Annotated in this window: 20 protein-coding genes; 14 read left to right on the top strand and 6 right to left on the bottom strand. The window is 59.5% G+C overall.

Translation table 11 applies throughout. The annotated features are described in order from the left end of the window. Positions 1 to 22 precede the first annotated feature (22 nt). Genes PG887_RS00715 through PG887_RS00705 form a run of 3 tightly spaced genes read right to left on the bottom strand, consistent with a single transcriptional unit; the run spans position 23 to position 2,806 of the window. The gene (locus PG887_RS00715) at positions 23 to 265 is read right to left on the bottom strand and encodes a FeoC-like transcriptional regulator (RefSeq protein WP_010675202.1); all 243 of its coding nucleotides are present in this window, start codon (positions 263 to 265) and stop codon (positions 23 to 25) included. Positions 266 to 311: 46 nt separating this feature from the next. Next, a complete protein-coding gene (gene feoB / locus PG887_RS00710) occupies positions 312 to 2,582 on the bottom strand; it encodes a Fe(2+) transporter permease subunit FeoB (protein ID WP_270820993.1) in 2,271 nt (756 codons plus the stop codon). Further along, positions 2,579 to 2,806, bottom strand: a complete 228-nt coding sequence (locus tag PG887_RS00705) for a FeoA family protein (protein WP_010675204.1) — start codon at positions 2,804 to 2,806, stop codon at positions 2,579 to 2,581. Before PG887_RS00705 ends, feoB begins: the two co-directional genes overlap by 4 nt. Positions 2,807 to 2,926: 120 nt before the next feature. Between PG887_RS00705 and PG887_RS00700 the strand changes: the two genes are divergently transcribed. From PG887_RS00700 to PG887_RS00670, 7 genes are all read left to right on the top strand, one after another. After that, positions 2,927 to 3,256, top strand: a complete 330-nt coding sequence (locus PG887_RS00700; protein ID WP_193758851.1) for a translation initiation factor — start codon at positions 2,927 to 2,929, stop codon at positions 3,254 to 3,256. A gap of 253 nt (positions 3,257 to 3,509) precedes the next feature. Continuing rightward, positions 3,510 to 4,067, top strand: coding sequence for a TMEM165/GDT1 family protein (locus tag PG887_RS00695; RefSeq protein WP_010675206.1), 558 nt, complete (start codon positions 3,510 to 3,512; stop codon positions 4,065 to 4,067). A gap of 217 nt (positions 4,068 to 4,284) precedes the next feature. Then, the gene (locus PG887_RS00690) at positions 4,285 to 5,223 is read left to right on the top strand and encodes a DUF2157 domain-containing protein (RefSeq protein WP_102948570.1); all 939 of its coding nucleotides are present in this window, start codon (positions 4,285 to 4,287) and stop codon (positions 5,221 to 5,223) included. Then, entirely contained in the window at positions 5,216 to 6,223 is a 1,008-nt protein-coding gene (locus PG887_RS00685) for a DUF4401 domain-containing protein (protein ID WP_102948571.1), read from the top strand. The genes PG887_RS00690 and PG887_RS00685 overlap by 8 nt, the downstream gene beginning before the upstream one ends. Next, entirely contained in the window at positions 6,220 to 6,714 is a 495-nt protein-coding gene (locus PG887_RS00680) for a GDYXXLXY domain-containing protein (protein WP_201985105.1), read from the top strand. The genes PG887_RS00685 and PG887_RS00680 overlap by 4 nt, the downstream gene beginning before the upstream one ends. A 191-nt stretch (positions 6,715 to 6,905) precedes the next feature. Next, positions 6,906 to 7,628, top strand: coding sequence for a substrate-binding periplasmic protein (locus PG887_RS00675; RefSeq protein WP_102949220.1), 723 nt, complete (start codon positions 6,906 to 6,908; stop codon positions 7,626 to 7,628). A 280-nt stretch (positions 7,629 to 7,908) separates the two neighbouring features. Continuing rightward, a complete protein-coding gene (locus tag PG887_RS00670) occupies positions 7,909 to 8,187 on the top strand; it encodes a hypothetical protein (protein ID WP_029314742.1) in 279 nt (92 codons plus the stop codon). A 102-nt stretch (positions 8,188 to 8,289) separates the two neighbouring features. Here PG887_RS00670 and PG887_RS00665 read toward each other — a convergent pair whose 3' ends face one another. Together PG887_RS00665 and PG887_RS00660 are read right to left on the bottom strand one after the other, a co-directional pair. Further along, entirely contained in the window at positions 8,290 to 8,577 is a 288-nt protein-coding gene (locus PG887_RS00665) for a hypothetical protein (RefSeq protein ID WP_102948572.1), read from the bottom strand. An 86-nt stretch (positions 8,578 to 8,663) separates the two neighbouring features. After that, entirely contained in the window at positions 8,664 to 9,722 is a 1,059-nt protein-coding gene (locus tag PG887_RS00660) for a GGDEF domain-containing protein (protein ID WP_102948573.1), read from the bottom strand. A gap of 1,390 nt (positions 9,723 to 11,112) precedes the next feature. Between PG887_RS00660 and PG887_RS00655 the strand changes: the two genes are divergently transcribed. Continuing rightward, the gene (locus tag PG887_RS00655) at positions 11,113 to 14,184 is read left to right on the top strand and encodes an STAND family AAA ATPase (RefSeq protein ID WP_102948574.1); all 3,072 of its coding nucleotides are present in this window, start codon (positions 11,113 to 11,115) and stop codon (positions 14,182 to 14,184) included. A 528-nt stretch (positions 14,185 to 14,712) separates the two neighbouring features. On the opposite strand, the gene cysS is transcribed toward PG887_RS00655, so the two are convergent. After that, the gene (gene cysS / locus PG887_RS00650; RefSeq protein WP_102948575.1) at positions 14,713 to 16,089 is read right to left on the bottom strand and encodes a cysteine--tRNA ligase; all 1,377 of its coding nucleotides are present in this window, start codon (positions 16,087 to 16,089) and stop codon (positions 14,713 to 14,715) included. Positions 16,090 to 16,280: 191 nt separating this feature from the next. Between cysS and PG887_RS00645 the strand changes: the two genes are divergently transcribed. The 6 genes from PG887_RS00645 to acuI all read left to right on the top strand — a co-directional run bounded on the left by PG887_RS00645 (position 16,281) and on the right by acuI (position 20,399). After that, positions 16,281 to 16,778, top strand: a complete 498-nt coding sequence (locus tag PG887_RS00645) for a peptidylprolyl isomerase (RefSeq protein WP_010675220.1) — start codon at positions 16,281 to 16,283, stop codon at positions 16,776 to 16,778. Beyond that, positions 16,768 to 17,454 (top strand): DUF4269 domain-containing protein, encoded by a 687-nt coding sequence (locus tag PG887_RS00640; RefSeq protein ID WP_102948576.1) that lies wholly within the window; start codon positions 16,768 to 16,770, stop codon positions 17,452 to 17,454. Before PG887_RS00645 ends, PG887_RS00640 begins: the two co-directional genes overlap by 11 nt. A gap of 13 nt (positions 17,455 to 17,467) precedes the next feature. Beyond that, positions 17,468 to 18,193: a UDP-2,3-diacylglucosamine diphosphatase gene (lpxH, locus tag PG887_RS00635; protein ID WP_102948577.1), complete on the top strand. Its 726-nt coding sequence runs from the start codon at positions 17,468 to 17,470 to the stop codon at positions 18,191 to 18,193. Positions 18,194 to 18,321: 128 nt separating this feature from the next. Next, positions 18,322 to 18,570, top strand: coding sequence for a GlsB/YeaQ/YmgE family stress response membrane protein (locus PG887_RS00630; protein ID WP_010675223.1), 249 nt, complete (start codon positions 18,322 to 18,324; stop codon positions 18,568 to 18,570). A gap of 157 nt (positions 18,571 to 18,727) precedes the next feature. After that, the gene (gene acuR / locus PG887_RS00625; RefSeq protein ID WP_201985107.1) at positions 18,728 to 19,363 is read left to right on the top strand and encodes an acrylate utilization transcriptional regulator AcuR; all 636 of its coding nucleotides are present in this window, start codon (positions 18,728 to 18,730) and stop codon (positions 19,361 to 19,363) included. Positions 19,364 to 19,415: 52 nt separating this feature from the next. Then, positions 19,416 to 20,399 carry an acrylyl-CoA reductase (NADPH) gene (gene acuI, locus PG887_RS00620; RefSeq protein ID WP_201985108.1) on the top strand — a complete coding sequence of 328 codons (984 nt, stop codon included), beginning with the start codon at positions 19,416 to 19,418 and terminating at the stop codon, positions 20,397 to 20,399. The last annotated feature ends 111 nt before the right edge of the window (positions 20,400 to 20,510 follow it).

The raw sequence follows: 20,510 nt of genomic DNA, 5'->3' as shown, positions 1-20,510 counted from the left end.
CCCTTTTGCATATGGGCAGGCATCACCCCTTCTGGATCAGCCCTATCTGGCCGGGCTCGCACCACTCGAACGTCACCTCTTCGTGCTTGCCGCAGCAGGAGCCGCCACACAGGCGGCTCTCCCGCTTGGCGACGCGCCCCTTGCGCATCCAGACCCCGAGCATGGCCTCTACCGCATCCTCGGAGGTGTGGAAGTGGCGGGCCAGTGCCCGCCGGCTCACCTTCTTGTGAAGGGCCAGATAGTCCCCCAGTTCACGCAGGATCACAGAATACCCTCCCTCTCGGCGCACTCGCCCCTGACCATGAGCCCCTTCACAGGGTCACCACCTTGCGGGCGACGATGTCGCCGTGACGACGCCCCAGCCACCAGAGCAGCACCAGGGAGAACAGATAGCTCAGGCTCCAGACCAGGCTCTGCGCCGGGTGGGCGGCGAAGGTCGCCAGTTGATAGAAGAGAGTGGCGCACAGGAAGGCGACGTAGTTGCACCAGGCGGCAGTGAACAGGGCCCACTGGCGACCGGTCTCTCGCACCAGAGCCCCCATGGCGGCGGCGCAGGGCATGTAGAGCAGCACGAACAGCAGGTAGGCAAAGGCTCCGGCCACGCCGTCGAAGTGGGTCTGCATGTTGCCGTAGGTGGAGGTGTCCACCTCCTGGGCCTCGGCTGCCGCCTGCTTGTCCTCCAGATCCCCCACCTTGAGCCCCATGGGATCGGCGGGGTCGATGTCCGCCAGGTTGGCGGGAATGGTGGCCAGCGCCGCTTTCAGGCTGCCCAGCAGGGAGTATTCACTCTCCTCCTCATCACGGGCGCCGCCGGCGTAGAGGCTGTTGAGGGTAGCGACCACCGCCTCCTTGGCAAAGATGCCGGTGAGGATGCCCACCGTGGCCTGCCAGTTGTCGTCCCGCACGCCTATGGGATGCAGCACCGGGGTCACGGACTGGCTCAGCTTGCTCAGCACCGAGTTCTCCTGATCCTGGTTGCCGAAGCTGCCGTCGGTGCCGAGGGAGTTGAGCACGCTCAGCACCGCCACCATCAGGACAATGGTCTTGCCCGCGCCGAAGATGAAGCCCTTGAGTTTCTGCCAGGTGCGCAGCCCCACGTCCACCGGACGGGGCCACTCGTAATCGGGCATCTCCATCACCATGGAGTCGCTCTTGCCCGGCAGCAGGGTGCTGCGCAGGAAGAGGCCGGTGAGCACCGCCACCAGGATGCCGAACAGATAGAGACCGAACACCAGATTCTGCCCCGACTCGGGGAAGAAGGCCACCGCGAACAGGGCGTAGACCGGCAGACGGGCACCGCAGGACATGAAGGGTGCCATGGCCGAGGTCATCAGCCGCTCGCGCTCCGACCCCAGGGTGCGAGTCGCCATCACCGCCGGCACGGTGCAGCCAAAGCCCATCAGCATGGGGACGAAGGCCTTGCCGGGCAGGCCGAGGCGACGCATCAGGGCGTCCACCACGAAGGCGGCGCGGGCCAGATAGCCGGAGCTCTCCAGCACCGCGAGGAAGAGAAAGAGGCAGCCCACCACGGGGATGAAGGTCGCCACCGTCTGCAAACCGGCACCCACGCCGTCCGCGAGCACGGCTCCCAGCCAATCGGGGGCACTCATCAGCCCCAGCAGGTGGTGCACCCCGTCCACGAAGAGGGCCCCCCCGAGGATGTCGAAGAAGTCGATGAAGGCGCTGCCCACCTTGATGGCGAACATGAACATCAGGTACATCACCAGCAGGAAGAAGGGGATGCCCACCCAGCGGTTGAGCAGCACCCTGTCCAGCCGTTCGCTCTGGGCGACGGTGAGCTTGTCCTGATGGCGGCACGCCTGCTGGCACCAGTGGTGGATATGGCCGTAGCGCAAATCAGCGAGTTGCAGGTCGATGTCCTGGGCGTGGTGGGCGCGGCTCACCACGTTGTCGGCCGCCGCCTGCTGCCCCGCCGCCAGGGTCTCCTGCATGGCGATGTCTTCCTCCAGCAGGCGCAGGGCGCGGCCACGGCGATGCAGATGATGGGGGGCGAGCAGAGTCTCCAGCTCGGCGATGTCCCCCTCGAGGGGCTGACCGTAGTCGAGCACCAGGGCGGGCTGGGGCTGGCCGATAAACTGGTGGATCCCCTCTTTGAAGGCCGCCACCTGCTGGCGATTGTGGGCCGAGAGCGACACCACGGGGCACCCCAGCGCCTTGGCGAGCAAGGCCTCGTCGATGGTGATGCGCCGCTTTTGCAGCAGATCCATCTTGTTGAGCACCACCACCATGGGCAGCCCCAGCTCCCGCAGTTGCAGGGTGAGGTAGAGGGAGCGCTCCAGGTTGGCGGCATCGATGACGTTGAGCAGCAGATCCGGCTGCTGGCGCTGGACGAAGCGACTGGCGATCTGCTCGTCCAGGCTCGCCTCCTGGTTGGCCAGGGCATAGATGCCGGGCAGGTCCACCAGGGTGTATTCCTGCCCGCGGGCAGCAAAGGCCCCCATCTTCTTGTCGACGGTGACCCCGCTCCAGTTCCCCACCTGCTGGCGGGAGCCGGTCAGGGCGTTGAACAGGGAGGTCTTGCCGCTGTTGGGATTGCCCACTGTGACCAGGTTGTAGCTCATACCGGCTCCACCTCGATTTGCTGGGCCAGACTCCGCTGCATGGAGAGGCAGATGCCCTGGCACTGGATCTGGAGCGGGTCCCCCAAGGGGGCGGCCCGCAGATAGAGTATCTCGGTCTGGGGCAGCAGCCCCATCACCATCAACTTGCGCCGCAAGGCGCGGCCAAGGTGGTTCATGTGCGTGATGCGAGCGCTCTGTCCCGGCGACAGCTCTGTGAGTACCATGACGGGCTCCTGAAGTTAAACAAGAATAATTCGCTTTTAATGGGGGGGATTATAAGCTGTGCCCTCAACATTTATTTGCGTAAAATCAAACTCCGCTTAGCTAACCGACAAAGTATTGCCATGAGTCACGACAACAACAGCCGCCTGGTCTACAGCACGGACGGCGGCATGATCAAGGAATCCGCCCCCGCCCAGCACGCCTCCCCCTTCCCCGCCGACGGGGTCGTGCGCATCCGCCGCGAGACCAAGGGACGCAAGGGGGCCGGGGTCATCAGCATCCATGGCGTTCCCGTCGACCAGCAGAAGGCCCTCGCCACCCTGCTCAAGAAGAAGTGCGGTACCGGCGGCGGTCTCAAGGAGGGGAGCATCGAGATCCAGGGGGACAAACGGGACCTTATCAAGGCGGAACTGGAGAAGGCCGGCTTTCAGGTCAAACTGGTGGGGGGATAATTCCCCATCCCGCGCCTTGCCTCACCGGGGGTTTTTCCCTAGAATGCCCGCTCCCATCGAGGGGGAGTAGTCTCGCCACGGACCCGTTCCGTGCGCGATCCTGATCAACATACTTGGTGCCAACTCACCATGGTCAGGGTGATCCGGGCAATGCCGGATTTGACAAGACCTTTGACGGGCCAGTGCCAAAACCGGGGACGGATGGCGCAGGCTTGTCTTTGGTTTATAACAATTCCGTCCCCCGGTCATTTTTATGGAAGCCTTGTTAACCTCCACCATCAGCGTTGCCATCGCCGAGATCGGCGACAAGACACAGCTGCTGGCCCTGTTGCTCATCTGTCGTTTTCGCAAACCCTGGCCCATCATCGCCGGCATGCTGGCTGCCACCCTGCTCAACCACGCGGGTGCCGCCTGGATAGGGGAATTCATCAGTCGCTGGATGGATCCCAAGGTGATGACCTGGCTGGTCGCTGGCGCCTTCATCGCCATGGCCGCCTGGATCCTGGTGCCGGACAAGATGGATGATGAAGAGAGTTCCCTGGACAAGTACGGCCCCTTCATGGCCACCTTCGTGCTCTTCTTCATCGCCGAGATCGGTGACAAGACCCAGATAGCCACCGTGCTGCTGGCAGCCAAATACGACTCCCTGATCCAGGTGATCACCGGCACCACCCTCGGCATGATGCTGGCCAACGTGCCCGTGGTGCTGCTCGGCAAACTCGGGGCCGACAAGCTCCCCCTCAAGGGGATCCGCATTGCCTGCGCCATCCTCTTTGCGGGGCTTGGCATCTCCACCCTGATCTTCGCCTGACCTCCATAGAAGCCGGCGGGGGATCAGCGTGAGCACTGATCGCCACCGCCGCCCCGGACGTCCTTCAGGCCCCCTCCTCACGGCGGGGGCCTTTTTAGTGCAAAGACATGGCCCCGTGCCGCGACCTGTGTCGCAGCGCCGACGGCGCCCCTGCCCCGAGACGCGGCGCCGTGCCATAATGCCTTATCTTTCAGGCATCACGGCTTCAGGAGCCCCCATGCACCTCACCTCAAGACAGACCCTGCTCGACTGGGTCAGGCGCGGCCGCCTGCCACGGGCCTCGCTGCCTGCCGCCCTGGCCCTGTGCGATCTGCCCCCCGGCCCTGCCCGCTGGCAGTGGCTGTTCGACAGGCTGCTGCTCTGGCTCGGCTGCCTCTGCCTTGGCGCCGGCCTCGTCTTCTTCGTCGCCTTCAACTGGCAGGCCCTGGGGCGCCTCTCACGTCTCGCCCTGCTGGAGCTGCCGTTGCTCGCCATGCTCCTGGTGCTCTGGCGAAAACCCATGAGTGACACCCCGCGCCAGGCCCTGCTGCTGGCCCTGGCCCTCAACCTCGGCGCCCTGCTCGCCCTGGTGGGTCAGACTTACCAGACCGGCGCCGACCCCTGGCAGCTCTTCGCCACCTGGGCCCTGATGCTGCTGCCGCTGGCGGCCCTTGGCAGAAGCCCGCTGCTCTGGACCCTGGCCTGGCTGCTCGGTCAGCTCGCCCTGGTGCTCTACTGGCGGCTCGGCCTTCTCGATCTCTTCTTCTCCTTCAACGAGGAGGCCCTCGGCTGGTGCCTGACCCTGCTCAACGCCGCCCTCTGGGGTCTGCTCATCCTGGTGCCCGCCCGCTACGCCCTGATGCCCTCCTGGCTCGCGGGGCTGGCCGCGGGGCTCGGCATCACCCTGCTTACCCTGCTGGCCCTGTTCGATGTCGCCTCTCCCTGGGTCTGGCCTGCCTGGCTCGCCTGGCTCGGCGCCGCCTACCTGCGCTGGCACCACAGGTTCATCGCCGGACTCGCCATGGGGTGCCTGAGCCTCATCGCCGTCATCCTCGCGGCCCTTGGCAAGTGGATGGAGCCGGACATGAACGGCTTTTTGCTGCTGGCCCTCATCGCCATCGGCCTGTCGGTGATGGCCAGCCGCTGGCTGCAACAACAACGGAGGCAGCATGTCTGATCTCACCCCCTGGGAGCGCCTGCGTGCTGCCCAACTTGTGGAAGGGGATGCTCCCCGGGATGAACAGCCCCACTGGTCGGGCCGTTTTCTGCTCGGCATGGTGGGCTGGATAGCCGCCCTCTTCCTGCTCTTCTTCCTCTTCATGGCCTTCGAGCAGCTGACCCGCGACCCCAACAACGCCCTCACCATGGGGATGGTGCTGATGGCCGCCGCCCTCGGTCTCAACCGCATGGCGACCCGCAGCGATCTCTGGGATCAGTTCGTGCTGGCGCTGGCGCTGGCGGCAGATGCCTGGCTGCTCTACGGCCTGCTGGACAGGCTGGATCTGAACGTCGCGTGGCTCTGGTTCGGTCTGACTGCCTTCTCCCTCGGGGTGGCCGCCCTGTTCGAGCACTGGCTGATCAGGCTGTTCCACAGCTTCGCCGCCGCCATCCTGCTCACCCTCGCCCTCGCCTGCCTCGGCCTGCACCTGCTGGCTCTGCCGCTGGTGATGGGCGCCGTCGCCCTGTGCTGGCTGCAGGCGGAGCGCGATCCCACCCGCCATCTGCTCTATGAATCCCTCACCCTGGGGCTGGCACTCTCCCTGCTGGTGCTGGGACGGCTGCACCACCCCCTGTGGGAGGGAGGCACCAGCGTCCTCAATGAGCTCGGCAGCTCCCGCCTGCCTCTCTGGCTCAATCCCCTGCTCTGCGCCGCCCTGCTGCTCGCGGTCATGGTTCGCCTCAGGCTGCCGCTGCGCTACGGGCTGCCGCTGGTGGTGATCAGCGCCATCATTCCCGGCATGGGGGCTGGCGCCCTGGTGCTGGTGCTCGGCTTCTACGCCGGCAGCCTGGCCCTGATGACCCTGGCAGGCCTCCTGCTGCTCGGCTTTGGCTCCCTCTATTACTACGATCTGGGGCTGACCCTGATGACCAAGTCCTGGCTGCTGCTCGCCTCGGGGGCCCTGCTGCTCGGTACCCGTCAGTGGCTCAAGCACCTTCACAACGGGAGCCCCTCATGAGACGCCTCGCCTTTTTGCTGACCGGTCTTGCCCTGCTCGCCGGCATCAACGCCACCGTCTGGCGCTTCGAGCACGCCATGAGCCAGGGGGAGGTGGTGCTGATCGAGCTGGCACCGGTCGACCCCCGCTCCCTGATGCAGGGGGACTACATGCGCCTGAACTACGCCCTCGCCCGCCAGCTGGCGGGCCGCCAGGCCGCCGCCGGCCCCCACACCCTGGTCATTCGCCTGGATGAACATCAGGTGGTGCACTGGGTGGAAGGGGGCAAGCCCGAGGCCCCGGGCCCGGAGGAGCGCCTGCTCAAGGTGCGCCAGCGCGACGGCCAGTGGTTTATCGGGCCAGACGCCTTCTTCTTCGAAGAGGGCACGGGAGATCAATATGAGTCGGCCCGCTACGGCGAGTTTCGCCTGCAAGAGGATGGCAGCACCCTGCTGGTAGGGCTGAGGGACGAAGCGTTCACCCCCCTGGGTCACACCCGCCCGGCCTGGTAAAAAGGGGGCGCCGACCCGGTTGTGAGTGGCAAGATGATGACGGCCCCCGGCGGATAACGTCTTCGCCGGGTGGCGAAACGCCGTGACTTGGCAACACTTGAAACTGGGCACTCGGCAGCAGGACGGTCAGGATGAACACAGACATTGCAGTCCCCCTTCGCAGACTGGTCGCCTGCGCCGCCCTCGCGGCCATGGTCTGGGGCACTCCCGCGACCCAGGCCAGCCCGGCGCTCGCCAGCCTGCACTACCTCACCGAAGAGTACAAACCCTACAACTTCACCGGGGAGGATGGCGCCCCGACCGGCTTTGCCATCGACCTGCTGCACCTGGTGTGGCAAAAGACCGGCACCCCTGTCCAGCCCGTCAGCATCCTCCCTTGGGCCAGGGGTTACTACCTGCTGACCCAGAAACCCAATGTGGTGCTCTTCTCCACCGCCCGCACCGAGGCGCGCAATCCCCTGTTCAAGTGGGCCTGCCCCATCGGCTATGCCGAGATAGTGCTGATGGGGCTCGCCAGTCGCCCCCTGACCCTGACCAGCCTGGAAGATGCCCAGCGCTACACCATAGGCGCCGTGCGATCCGATGTGGGGGAGCAACTGCTGCTCAACGCCGGCTTCGACGAGCAGAAGATCATGACCGCCAACCGCCTCTCCCAGGCCCTGCGCATGCTCACCTCGGGCCGGGTCGAGCTGATCTCCAGCAACAAATCCACCCTGCTGGATCTCATCAAGACCCAGCAGCTGGATCCCGCCCAGTTCGAGGTGCGCTGGATGTTGAGTTCCGAGCAGTACTGCTTCGCCTTCAGCCACCCGGTTGACGATGCCCTGGTCAGGGAGTTCCAGCTCGGCCTGACCCAGGTGCTGGCCAGCAGCGACTTCCAGCAGCTCCAGTACAAATACTTCCCCTCCCCCTGACCTCTTCCCCCGCCGGTGCCGCCAAGGCCCCGGCCCGCCTTTGAGCCAGCGCACGAAACCCGTTTAATGTTCGCCACTTGCAACGACAAGGGGTGACGCAGACCGCCTCGGGTCCGTAATATAGGGCGCAGGAGCCTGTTGGCCCCTTTTTCACGGCAAGGGGCAGGGCGCACGGTGGCAGCGACAGTCAGGGGCGGCAGCGTGCCCGCCGACCGCCTTCATCGGGCAGCGCCGCGCTCACGCCCTTCCCCGCCATCTCTGCGATCTCTTGGGAATACACATGCACAACACAGCGAAATGGTTGATGAGTCTCTCGGTCTGCGCCCTTCTGATGGCCTGCGGCGGTGACAAGACCACCGGCAAGGCCTGCCTCGGGTCAAACAACGACACCCTGGTGGAGGGGATGCAGGACAAATGCAAGGCGGGGGACATTGTCGCCACCAAGCACCCGGCCTATTTCTGCGATTTCAACTACGCGGTCACCTTCAACAGCTACAACTCCGCGATTTGCGTCTACTCCGGTGGCCTGAAACCGGAGAGAACCACGGAAAAATCATGACTGGCGACCCATTTTCCCCGTCTGATACGAAGATGGCGGCAGAATATGTGGTCAATGCCCGAGCGGCGGTGCCGCCCAGGCCATCAGGGGGCGGCTTCGCCCCTATTTCACCCGCATCAGACGGTGATGCTGCCCGGCGCACTCGAGCTGGAGCACCTGGGATCGGGCCATGGCCTCCACCCTGGCCAGCATCTCGGCGCTGTAGCCTTTGCGGCGCATCCATTGCAAGGGCTCCTCGAAGCCCCCTTCGTTGACCACGAAGGTATCTGTGTAGGACTCCTTGACGATGCTGACCACCCAGATGCGCTGCTGAAACTCGCAGAGTCCGGCCACCAGGGTGGCCGCCCGCCCGGCCAGGGCGCGCACACGGCGGACAAGAAAATGAACCATGGTATGGGCTCCGAACCGATAAAAGGGAAAACAGGCTGGCACCCGGGTGGACGCGCCACCCTGTGCCCTCTCAACCCGCCCCGCTGCTATCGCGGGGCAGACACCTGACTGGAAGGAGGCGGGTTCCCGCCCTCCCCTGCGGCCCGGCGCTGGCGCTTGACCGCATACATGCTCGCATCGGCCCGGTTCAGCGCCTCCTCGACGCTGACCTCGGCCGGCATCACGGCCACCGCCCCCACGCTGGCACCGGGATAATGGATCACCTTGTCCCCCACCGGCAGTGACAGCACGCTGTGCTCGAACAGGCGCTGGCGAAACGCCGCCACCGCCCCGTCCTGCGTGTCGGCGTCCGGGAAAGGCCCCATGCCCACGGCCACGAACTCGTCCCCCCCAAAGCGGGCCAGCAGATCGCCGCCACGCAGGGTCTCGCTCAGTTGCCGCGCCATGGCGGTGAGCAGCCTGTCCCCCGCCTCGTGGCCATGCTCGTCGTTGATGGCCTTGAAGCCATCGAGATCCACAAAGGCGATGAGCACCGGATGCCCCGTCCGCTCCGACAACGAGAAGAGGCGGGTGAGCTCCAGCATCAGGGCGCGGCGGTTGGGGAGCCCGGTGAGGGGATCGGAGAGGGCCAGGCGCGAGAGCTCGTCGTTGGCCTGCTGCAATTGCCGCAGCAGTTGCTCCCGCTCCACCTGTTCGGCAATCAGGTGCGCGAAGAAGGCGATGAGCTGCTGCGCCCCCGCCACCGCGGGTTTTTGTTCGGTACTGGCGCCGCACAGGGTGCCATAGAGGGAGCCGGTCGAGGTGCGCACCGGGCTGCTCAGATAGGAGCGAATGCCGAGCTCGCTGGCCGCCTGGGAGTCCCCCCACAGAGCGGCGACGTCATCGGTGTAACCAATCTCTTCGTCGATGGCACGGCGACACAGGGTATCGCTCCACTCCACCGTCATCCCCTCGGGGATCTGCAGCCCGGCCACATTGCGGGCATAACGGACATGCTGGGTGCTTTGCCCGAGGTCAATCTCGGTGAGATAGGTCGACTCCAGCCCGGTCACCGACGCCAGCATCTCCAGCAAGGGGCGGGTCAGGCTCTCCAGATCCCGCGCCTCTGTAACCCGCTCCGACAGGGCCTGCAATATCTTGTCCATGCCTCTCTCCCAGCTTGCATGTCATGTCCGCACACCTTAGCCAACTCGGGGCACGCCAGACAAGTGCGAGAAAGGGGTAGACCGGGAAAACACCCACCCGCTCACGGCCTGGCGGGCGCGCCGCCACGCCCGGGGCCCCCCCGGCGGCCCGCCCCGGGCCATAACTTTGAACCAGCGCAAAAAACCCATCATTTCTGACACATCCCTCAGCAATAGCCGTGGATCGGGCCCCGTCGGCTCCGTAGGATGGTAATGGGTGCCCGTTGGCCCCTGTTTCGTCCCGTCGGGTCAGCGGCGCATTGTGGTAGCGAGAGCCAGGGGCGGTAGCAATTCTGGCGGATGCCAGCCCGGCATCCCGCGCCTGCGGCAAGGGGCGAGGGTGTCACCCTCGACGGGAGTGCCCGTCAGCCTCGAGGCTCCATCCTCTCCCCTGCGGGTAAGACGTTAGAAACCATTGGTAGAGTCGAGTAGGGTCGATTAGCGAAGCGTAATCGTCCGCGGTAACAGTCCCCTCTCCCCTTGCGGGAGAGGGTCAGGGTGAGGGGTTCGGTAACGCCATTGCCTGGCGAATGCCACCCCACGCCTCAATGGCATGGCTTCGCCATGCAGGACACGAGGGCGCTGCCCTCGACCGGGTTTCGCCCTTATCCCCTCGCCCCTTTGGGGGAGAGGGCCAGGGTGAGGAGTCGGTAACATCATTACTCGATGTCGTAGACCGCTGGATTGACATGGCTTCGCCATGCAGGACACGAGGGCGCTGCCCTCGACAGGGTTTCGCCCGCCCTTCGGGCTTGGGCGAGTGACTTTTCTTTGCGTGGCCAAAGAAAAGTCACCAAAAGAAAGGCCACCCCCACTTGTTCGCCCTCCTGCGTTGGGTTCCCTCGGTTCAGGCAAAAGGTCTGGCGGAACGACGCAGACGGTACATCCCTGTACCGCCTGCGTCTGCGCCGTCGTCCATGACGGCGCTCCTGACCTTGTGCCCTCACCTCGGCGAACAACAGGGGGGCAACACCCAACCCGCAGCACCGAGGCCGGTTAACAGGCGCAGGGTACACCAAGCGCAGCGCATTGCACTGTGGTAACCCCCCGTCTATTCGGGGCAAAAATCGGGCGGGTTGTTATCTCAGAGCCAACCCCTCGCCCACCCCATGGCGTGACCAGATTGCCTCACCAATGAAACAAGAATTATCAACGTAGCTTCATTGGTGAAAAAATCATGGTGAGTATAACGACAAGCGGCACCCATCCCTATCGGGAAACGGTTTTATATTGAAGGCCCGAGAGTGAGTATTTCACTGTAATAACACCTTATTTCTCGAACGTCCTATTATGTTTTTTAATCGAACCTATAACCATTAACCACAATTAATAAACCACATAAGTGATAAGCATGAAAATTTCAATTCTCCATTTAAGTGACATTCATATAAAAGGAACAACGGAGGAGGAATTTCTTGAAAAAATAGTTCCAAATCTTACTAATCTCACATCCTATCATGCATCATCCTCTGACGTTATATTCATAGCGATCACCGGAGACATTGCATTCAGCGGTAAAGAACATGAGTATTTAATAGCATCTAGGTTTATAGAGAAACTAAAAAATGACATTAATGCAGATACTAAAAAGCCTGTTGAGATAATCATAGTGCCTGGAAATCATGACTGTAACTTTAGCAATGCAAACCAAGCCAGATCTATCTTACTTCAATTTTTAACATCTAATAGTAATTCTAGTTTAGAGAATGAAACCATAAATCAAATTGCATCTATACAAGATGAGTATTTTAAGTTTGAAAAAGACGTAAATCCTAATTACATCGAACACTCTAAAATCTTTAAAACATTTGACTACGTACATGTCAATACAACAGTTAGATTTGCACTAATAAATACATCTTGGTGCTCAGAGTTGCATGAAAAACAAGGAAAAATGATAATTCCAAACAATGCAATTAATTTCGGTAAAATCAACCAAAGCGATATTGTAATAACTCTATTTCATCACCCGTTCAATTGGTTTTCACAAAGTTGTTATCATGACTTCAGGAAAAACACCAGAGAGCATTCAAACTTCATAGTAACAGGCCATGAACATCAGCCTACCGTGACCGATACATATGAACAAAACTCTGGCGAATGTGTTTTTATCGAAGGGGCATCATTGCATGATGATTCTAACAACTCAGAGTTTTCAGTCATCAATATTGATACAGACTCACATCACTACATTATTTCAACCTATAAATATGACCCTGCGGAGCAAATATACGTTGCCAACTCAGAATGTACAAATACATATGGCTGTGATACAAAACATAAGAATGGTAGCTTGTCCTACTCATTTGAAATACTAGAAAACAATAATGACTTGGGCGGTGCATTCCAAAACTCAGGCACGGACCATCTAAAGATTAGTGATATATATGTTTACCCACATATTAAAGAAATAGGAAACGATGTAGACAACCATCTATATGATGCATCCGAGTTAAAAAAAGTTGATTTTATTGGTGAGTGTATAATCCTAAAAGGTGATGAAAAAACAGGAAAAACTACCCTACTTAAAACACTCCTAGTTGAACATTTAAAAAATGGCCTACATCCAATTTATATGGATGGGAAGGAATTAAAAATATCAAAGCCGAATCAACTTACACGCAGTATAGAGTCAGCAATAAATGCCCAATACACTAAAGAATCTGCTTTCGACACTTACAAACAAGTACCGAAGGAAAAAAGAATTTTGTTTTTTGATAATTTTGACGAAATTCAAGTAAAATCAACAAGTGGGCTAGACTCCATTCTTAATGAGCTAAAAAGTACCTTTGGAAACATCGTTATCACAGTAAATGAACTTTTTGATCTAACTTCATTTATTAATGAGCATACTGTAAACCCTTTTAATGGATATAGAAATTTCTCTATTCAACCATTTGGCTTTAGAAAACGGAATGAACTTATAAAAAGATGGTATAGCGTTGGTAGTAACAAGTTTGAAGATGAGTCTTTGCTTTTCAATAAAGTAGATAAAGCTGAGAAAAACATTGGTATCATAATATCTAAAAACCTTATTCCACCAGCTCCAATTTATCTTTTGACATTAATGCAAAGCATGGAAGCTGGACATGGCAGTGAGTTGAATGAGAGTTCACTAGGTGAATATTATCGTTTCCTAATCACACAGTCCCTACTTAATAATGGGATAAAAAGAGAAAATCTTACTGAATACTTTGAGTATTTATGTCAACTATCTTGGTATGTCCATCAGAACACAAGAGAACAATTAACGCACGAAGAGGTAAGCAATTTTAACAGTATTTTTAGTAATGAGCGTCATACCGTAGAGCTAAGAACTAGGCTTGGAGAGCTGTGTGCAGCAAACATATTGTCAAACTATGGAGGACTCTACTCATTTAAGTACCCTTACATATACTATTTCTTCAAAGGGCTATATTTGAGTGATAATATTGAGCTACACGTATGTGTTGAACATATAAATCATTGCTTCAAACACCTTTATGTTAGATCAAACGCACATACTATACTATTTTTAGCTCATCATGCTGGTTCAAGCTCGACTAGAACTTTAATTGAGTGTATGAAACATGCAATGTCATCATTGTTTCGAGATAATTCGCCTGTCACGTTCGAAACAGATGAGGGATTAACCAACATTGTTCGACATTCACCTAATTTAATATATAACAAAACTTCACCTGAAGAACATCGCCAAAGAGTAAATGAAACTAAAGATCTTGCAGACAGTGATAATGATGGTCTATCAGAAATTGAAGAAGACAACCCAGACGATCTAAGTCTTGTTGCACAGATAACTACTATGTTCAAAGCGATCGAAATTGCGGGTCAATTTTTGAAGAACCAATACGCAAAAATCAACCGCTTAGAAAAAAGAGAGATTTTAAACGAAATATTTTCAGCACCATTGAGAAGCTTAGATAATTTCTATGAGTTTATAAGAGAGAATCCGGATGCACTCATATCCGAGATTGAGAAAAAAATTGAGCGAAAAGGAATATCAAATGATAAAGAAAAAATTAGGGTTGCTTCACAACAAACTGTGTCAGCACTAATTCAATTCCTTTCCGTAATATATTTAACAAAACCGGCTCAAGCAGCAAACTCAGCTAACTTATTTGAGGATATTTTTCATATTGTTGATGATAAAAAAACGACATCATACAAAATGATTAGATTGGCTCAATTACTTGACTCACCGAGTGCAATTCCAAGGGGGCACATCGAGGAAATTTTAAAAGAGTCAAAAAACAATATCTTTGTCAAAAAGATACTTCAAATAATAGTAATAAAACGGCTTTACATGTACAGAACCGCAGAGGCTGACATGCAATGGATCAATAGTAAGCTAGATATTGACATCACCAAACAGAAAGAAATTTCATATATTAAAGGCTCAAATCTATTTCTCACCAAAAAATAAACCTAGTTTTTTACAACCTCAATAAACACGCTAGAAACATTGAGCAATGTGATAGTTAAAAACCGCGGCCTTGAGTTGCGGTTTTTATTTATATTGCCCAGATAATTTTTACCAAAACGCTATTTCCCCCTTGCACTGCTCCAAGGCAGGATAGGCAGCCAATATGCAAGATGAAGCCACGGACTGGCACGGTATTGGCTCCCCCTGCAATCCGCCGAGTCGAGTTCAGCGGGTCAGGAGCGCCATCAGGGATGATGGCGCAGCCGCAGTCGGCACAGGGATGTGCCGTCTGCTGCGCTCCGTCCGACCCGTTGGACGAGACGAGGGAACCCGCGAAGCGGGCGGTTTGCCGGGGGAGAAGACCTTTGGTGACTTTGGGTCTTTCCAAAGTCACTCGCCCCAGCCCGAAGGGCGGGCGAAACACCTTCGAGGGCAAGGCCCTCGCCCAAACAAAAACCGCAGCCCCAGGGCTGCGGTTTTCTTATTGGCTCAACCTGTTGGCACTAGGCGCCAACAGCGCCACCGGCCTTAGGCACGGCGCCAGCTGGTCTTGCCTGCGCTGTCTTCCAGTACGATGCCCATCTCGGTGAGACGGTTACGGGCGGCATCCGCCGCGGCCCAGTTCTTGTCGGCGCGGGCCTGAATGCGCTCGGCGATCAGGCGCTCGATCTCGGCGACCTCTTCGTCCACCTCAATACCCTTCAAGAAAGCATCCGGATCCTGTTGCAGGATGCCGAGCACGGCGCCCAGTTCCCGCAGGCGGGCACCGAGGCCGGCGGCGACAGCGATGTCTTCGGCCTTCTGGCGGTTGATCTCGCGCACCAGGTCGAACAGGGCAGAGTAGGCTTCCGGGGTGTTGAAGTCATCGTCCATGGCATCTTTGAAGCGAGCCACCTGCTCGTCACCACCGGCGGCGGCAGCCGCCGGCAGGTCGCGCAGGGCGGTGTACATCCGCTCCAGGGCGGCGCGGGCCTGCTTCAAGTTGTCTTCCGAGTAGTTGAGCTGGCTGCGGTAGTGACCGGACATCAGGAAGTAACGGACGGTTTCGGCGTCGTAGTGGGCCAGCACATCGCGGATGGTGAAGAAGTTGCCAAGGGATTTGGACATCTTCTCTTTATCCACCATCACCATGCCGCTGTGCATCCAGGTGTTGACGTAGTCGCCGCCGTGGGCGCAGCAGGACTGGGCAATCTCGTTCTCGTGGTGCGGGAACTGCAGATCGGAGCCGCCACCGTGGATGTCGAAGTGGTTGCCAAGGTGCTTGGAGTTCATGGCGGAGCACTCGATGTGCCAGCCAGGGCGACCCGGGCCCCAGGGGCTGTCCCAGGTCGGCTCGCCGGGCTTGGACATCTTCCACAGCACGAAGTCGAGCGGATTGCGCTTGGCATCCACCACGTCGACCCGGGCGCCGGCCTGCAACTGCTCCAGATCCTGGCCCGAGAGCTTGCCGTAGTCGGTGTAGGACTCGACGATGAACATCACATCGCCGTTGTCCGCCACGTAGGCGTGCCCTTTTTCCAGCAGGGTTTCAACCAGGGCGATGATCTCGCCGATGTGCTGGGTGGCGCGGGGTTCGATGTCCGGGCGCACCATGCCGAGGGCATCGAAATCCTGGTGCATGTCGCCGATGAGGCGCTCGGTGAGATCGTCACAGGTCACGTGCGTTTCGGCGGCGCGCTTGATGATCTTGTCATCCACGTCGGTGACGTTGCGCACATAGGTGAGGTCGTACCCTGCATAACGCAGGTAGCGAGCGACGACGTCGAAGGCGACGAAGGTACGGCCGTGGCCGATATGACAGTGATCATAGATAGTGACGCCACACACATACATGCCCACCTTGCCCGGGTGGATAGGTTTGAATTCTTCTTTTTGACGAGTGAGTGTGTTGTATATCTTCAGCATCTTATGACCACTGCCTGTGAGTAAAATGGCCTGCCATTCTAACCGCATCCGGTATAGAAAACGAGGCAGAAAAAGCCCCCTCTCCCCCCTGCCATCTATGCCGCAGGGCCCTGATGGGCTAGAATTGCCACCACTTTATGCCATACACCTGCGGGCACCTTGCTGCCTGCGTCAAAATGAAAGGACAACTCATGGTTACTCTGCACACCAACCACGGCGACATCACCCTGACCCTGAACGCGGAAAAAGCCCCGGAGACCGTGGCCAACTTCCTGCAATACTGCCGTGACGGTCACTACGACAACACCATCTTCCACCGCGTCATCGACGGCTTCATGATCCAGGGCGGCGGCTATGCCCCGGGCTTCGAAGAGAAAGAGACCCGCGCTCCCATCAAGAACGAGGCGGCCAACGGTCTGTCCAACAAGGTCGGCACCATCGCCATGGCCCGCACCATGGAACCACACTCCGCCAGCGCCCAGTTCTTCATCAACGTGAACAACAACGACTTCCTGGACTTCAAGTCCGCCACCACCCAGGGCTTCGGCTACTGCGTGTTCGGTGAAGTGACCGCCGGCATGGACGTGGTCAACAAGATCAAGGGCGTGAAGACCGGCAACTACGGCCGCATGCACCAGGACGTTCCGACCGAAGACGTCGTCATCACCAAGGTGACCCTTGCCGAGTAATCCCTGCCGGCCAGGCTCTGACACAACTGCGGCCCCGGCCGCAGTTTTTCCATCTGCCGCCCCCAACTGGCGCCGCCTCGACTATCTGGCCCAGGGCAACGCACGTCAGCGCTCGGCCCACGCCCTGCTGAGCGGCGGCCTGTGGAATGAGCTTGGCCCCCTGTGCAACGATCTGGCCCTGGTGAGCACGATCGCCATCGGGCTGGATAGGCCCGGCAGCGATCTCGACATCCTCTGCCAGCATCCGGATCCGGCCTTCCTTGCCGCGACACTGGCAGCACAAGGCTGGCAGGTGCGAAGCAAGGGCGAGCAGGTCTGGATCGCCGAGCAGCGACGCCACGGGCCAGATGGCCAGTGCTGGCCAGTCGAGCTCTACCTCACCCCTGATCCCCTCGAGATGTGTCATGGCTGGCGCCACCTCAGCCTGATGGCCGCCCTGCTTGAGCGCTTTGGCGCCCCCTTCCACCGGGAGGTGCTGCGCCTGCGCGTTGATGAAGGGCTCAAGGGGGAAGCGGCCATGTGCCGCCTGCTGGGTCTGTCCGGCGACCCTTACGAGGCGTTGCTGACCCTTGAGGGCGTCAACCTTGCGGGGCTCTGCTGCCCTTCCCTCCCCCACCCGCTCGACGTGCAAGGTCACAGGCCTTGTCCGCACCCAGGCGGGACTCTCTTACCATGATGCCCAGGAACTCATGAGCACCCTCTTTATCAGTGACATTCACCTCAGCCAAGGCAGGCCCGACATGACGGCGGCCTTGGTGCGCTTTCTGGCCGAAGACGCGCCCGGTGCCGACGCCCTCTATGTGCTGGGGGATCTGTTCGAATTCTGGATTGGGGACGACGACCCCAACCCGCTCCACCGCGAGGTGGCCGATGCCTTTCTCGCCCTGAGCCAGCAAGGGGTGCCCCTCTACTTCATTCACGGCAACCGCGACTTCCTCTTGGGGCACCAGTTTGCCAAACGGGCCGGCATGACCCTGCTCGGCGACCCCTGCGTCATCGAGCTGTACGGCGAGCGGGTGCTGCTGAGCCACGGGGATCTGCTCTGTACCCGGGACGAGGGCTACCAGAAGTTTCGCCGCATCACACAACAGAAGTGGCTGCGCTGGCTCTTCCTGCGCCTGCCGCTCTCGCGCCGCCAGGCCATCGCCCACAAGATGCGCGGCCAGAGCCAGATGGAGAATGCCCACAAGAGCCAGATCATCATGGACGTGACCCCGGAGGCGGTGGACGACATGCTGCGCCAGCACGGCTGCCGCCTGATGATCCACGGTCACACCCACAGGCCCGCCATCCACGACTTCACCCTGGATGGGCGTGCGGCGCGGCGCATCGTGCTGGGAGACTGGTTCGAGCAGGGGTCGGTGCTGGTCTGCTCCCCCGCCGGGCAGCGCCTCGACACCCGCGCGCTCGGCTGAGGCCCTCTGCCTGCCATGGTCAGGAGCGAGTCTCATATGACCGTTTCTGACTCACGCCGTGCTGTGGCGGGATACAAGCTGGATCCCTGCATATACTCTGGTTCTCTGCACACAACGAGGAGAAGACCATGGGATTTCTTACTTGGGTGGTACTGGGGCTGATCGTCGGCATCCTGGCCAAATGGATCATGCCGGGCAAGGATGGCGGCGGTTTCTTCATGACGGTGATCCTGGGGGTGGTCGGCGCCATGGTGGGGGGCTATGTCAGCACCCTGCTCGGGATGGGAACGGTCACCGGCTTCAACCTGCCGAGCATCATCATCGCCACCGTTGGCGCCCTGATCGTGCTGTTTGTCTACAACAAGCTGCGCAGTTGAGACGCAGCCACCCATCGATGCGAGGGCGCCACTGGCGCCCTCGCTGTTTTCTGCCCCGCTGGCGCCAGCTTGTCTCGACTACCCGATCTCATCCACTCGTTTCGTCCCTTCGATGCAGCGCTTGCATCATTTCTAGTTGAGGCGTCTAATAAGCCCCATGCAAGCCAATGACCCCCTGCCCCGCCGCCCTCGCGGCCGCCCTGCCCAGCACGGGCACACCTATGCCGATACCCGGGATCTGTTGATCCGCCGGGGCATGGAGCTGCTGACCGAGCAGGGCATCGCCGCCACTTCCATCGAGCGGGTGTTGCAGTCGACCGGGATCCCCAAGGGCTCCTTCTATCACTACTTCGCCACCAAGCACGACTTCACTCTGGCGGTCATGGATGCCTATCACCACTACTTCTGCCGCAAGCTGACGCGCTATCTGGAGGATGAGAGCCTGCCCCCCCTGGCCCGTCTTGTTGCCTTCGTCGACAGCGCCTGCCGGGGCATGACCCGTTATGGGTTCCAGCGGGGCTGTCTCGTGGGTAACCTGGGTCAGGAGGTGGTGCAGCTCTCCCCCGAGCTGCGCCTGCGCCTCGAGCAGATCCTCCTCGACTGGGAGGCGCTGCTCGCCCGCTGCCTGAGGGATGCCGTGACGGCGGGGGAGCTGCCCCCTGAATGTGACTGCCCTGCCCTCGCCCATCAGTTCTGGATCGGCTGGGAAGGGGCCGTGCTGCGCGCACGCCTGGTGGGCGATACCGAGCCCATGCTCTCTTTTCTCAATTTTTTCATGAAGTTAGCAAAGTGATTTTTTTACGAAGATTAATAGTCAGTCAGTCCAATTAATGGGAGTAGACAAGATGTTCAACGGTATTCTGATCGAGAAAGACGAGGCGGGTTATCGCGCCAGCTACCAGAGCCTCTCCGAGGAGATATTGCCTGCCGGGGATGTGACCGTGGCGGTACAGTGGTCTTCCCTCAACTACAAGGATGGCCTGGCCCTCACCGGCGCCGCCCCCGTGGTACGCCGCTTCCCTCTGATCCCCGGTATCGACTTTGCCGGTACCGTGCTGGAGAGCCAGCATCCCGACTGGCATCCCGGCGACAAGGTGGTGCTCAACGGATGGGGCGTGGGCGAGACCCACAGTGGCGGGCTGGCAGAGCGGGCACGGGTCCGGGGCGACTGGCTGGTCGCCCTGCCTGAGCGCTTCCAGCCCCGGGACGCCATGGCCATCGGCACCGCAGGGTACACCGCCATGCTCTGCGTGATGGCGTTGGAGAAGCACGGCATCACCCCCGGTGACGGTGACATTCTGGTGACGGGCGCCAACGGCGGTGTGGGCAGCGTGGCGATCACCCTCCTGGCCAAGCTGGGCTATCGAGTGGTGGCCGCCACCGGGCGGCTGCACGAGGCCGACTATCTGACGTCCCTCGGCGCCGCCGAGGTGATCGATCGCGCCGAACTGGCCACGCCGGGACGCCCGCTGGGCAAGGAAAGCTGGGCCGGCGTCATCGACACCGTCGGCAGCCACACCCTGGCCAATGCCTGCGCCACTACCCGCTACGGCGGCGCCGTGGCCGCCTGCGGTCTGGCGGGAGGGATGGACTTCCCCTCCACCGTCATGCCCTTCATCCTGCGCGGCGTCACCCTCTATGGCATCGACAGCGTGATGGCACCGCGCCCGCTGCGTCAGCAGGCCTGGGCCCGACTGGCCGAGGATCTCGACCTGACCCGCCTCCATCTCCTCACCCGGGAAGTGCCCCTCTCCCAGGTCGTGACCCTGGGGGATGCCTTCCTGGCAGGCCAGGTGCGCGGCCGGATCCTGGTCAATGTCCAGGGGTGATAACTGACGCGATATGAGCCGGCTCGCCTGACCAGGTCAGGCGAGCCTCTTTGTGTCCCCCTATTCAGGTCATGGAACTGAGCCGGGATGCAAACCCCATCAGCAGAACGC

Source organism: Aeromonas sp. QDB14, from assembly GCF_027707845.1.
Taxonomy (GTDB): Bacteria; Pseudomonadota; Gammaproteobacteria; order Enterobacterales; family Aeromonadaceae; genus Aeromonas; species Aeromonas caviae.
Note: the sequence above shows the minus strand (reverse complement) of the source record. Positions and strands in the feature narration are given on the sequence as shown.

Coding starts and splice junctions, on each gene's coding strand:
- feoB (WP_270820993.1), bottom strand. CDS start 2,582: ATGAGCTACAACCTGGTCACAGTGGGCAATCCCAACAGCGGCAAGACC.
- PG887_RS00705 (WP_010675204.1), bottom strand. CDS start 2,806: ATGGTACTCACAGAGCTGTCGCCGGGACAGAGCGCTCGCATCACGCAC.
- PG887_RS00700 (WP_193758851.1), top strand. CDS start 2,927: ATGAGTCACGACAACAACAGCCGCCTGGTCTACAGCACGGACGGCGGC.
- PG887_RS00695 (WP_010675206.1), top strand. CDS start 3,510: ATGGAAGCCTTGTTAACCTCCACCATCAGCGTTGCCATCGCCGAGATC.
- PG887_RS00690 (WP_102948570.1), top strand. CDS start 4,285: ATGCACCTCACCTCAAGACAGACCCTGCTCGACTGGGTCAGGCGCGGC.
- PG887_RS00685 (WP_102948571.1), top strand. CDS start 5,216: ATGTCTGATCTCACCCCCTGGGAGCGCCTGCGTGCTGCCCAACTTGTG.
- PG887_RS00680 (WP_201985105.1), top strand. CDS start 6,220: ATGAGACGCCTCGCCTTTTTGCTGACCGGTCTTGCCCTGCTCGCCGGC.
- PG887_RS00675 (WP_102949220.1), top strand. CDS start 6,906: ATGGTCTGGGGCACTCCCGCGACCCAGGCCAGCCCGGCGCTCGCCAGC.
- PG887_RS00670 (WP_029314742.1), top strand. CDS start 7,909: ATGCACAACACAGCGAAATGGTTGATGAGTCTCTCGGTCTGCGCCCTT.
- PG887_RS00665 (WP_102948572.1), bottom strand. CDS start 8,577: ATGGTTCATTTTCTTGTCCGCCGTGTGCGCGCCCTGGCCGGGCGGGCG.
- PG887_RS00660 (WP_102948573.1), bottom strand. CDS start 9,722: ATGGACAAGATATTGCAGGCCCTGTCGGAGCGGGTTACAGAGGCGCGG.
- PG887_RS00655 (WP_102948574.1), top strand. CDS start 11,113: ATGAAAATTTCAATTCTCCATTTAAGTGACATTCATATAAAAGGAACA.
- cysS (WP_102948575.1), bottom strand. CDS start 16,089: ATGCTGAAGATATACAACACACTCACTCGTCAAAAAGAAGAATTCAAA.
- PG887_RS00645 (WP_010675220.1), top strand. CDS start 16,281: ATGGTTACTCTGCACACCAACCACGGCGACATCACCCTGACCCTGAAC.
- lpxH (WP_102948577.1), top strand. CDS start 17,468: ATGAGCACCCTCTTTATCAGTGACATTCACCTCAGCCAAGGCAGGCCC.
- PG887_RS00630 (WP_010675223.1), top strand. CDS start 18,322: ATGGGATTTCTTACTTGGGTGGTACTGGGGCTGATCGTCGGCATCCTG.
- acuR (WP_201985107.1), top strand. CDS start 18,728: ATGCAAGCCAATGACCCCCTGCCCCGCCGCCCTCGCGGCCGCCCTGCC.
- acuI (WP_201985108.1), top strand. CDS start 19,416: ATGTTCAACGGTATTCTGATCGAGAAAGACGAGGCGGGTTATCGCGCC.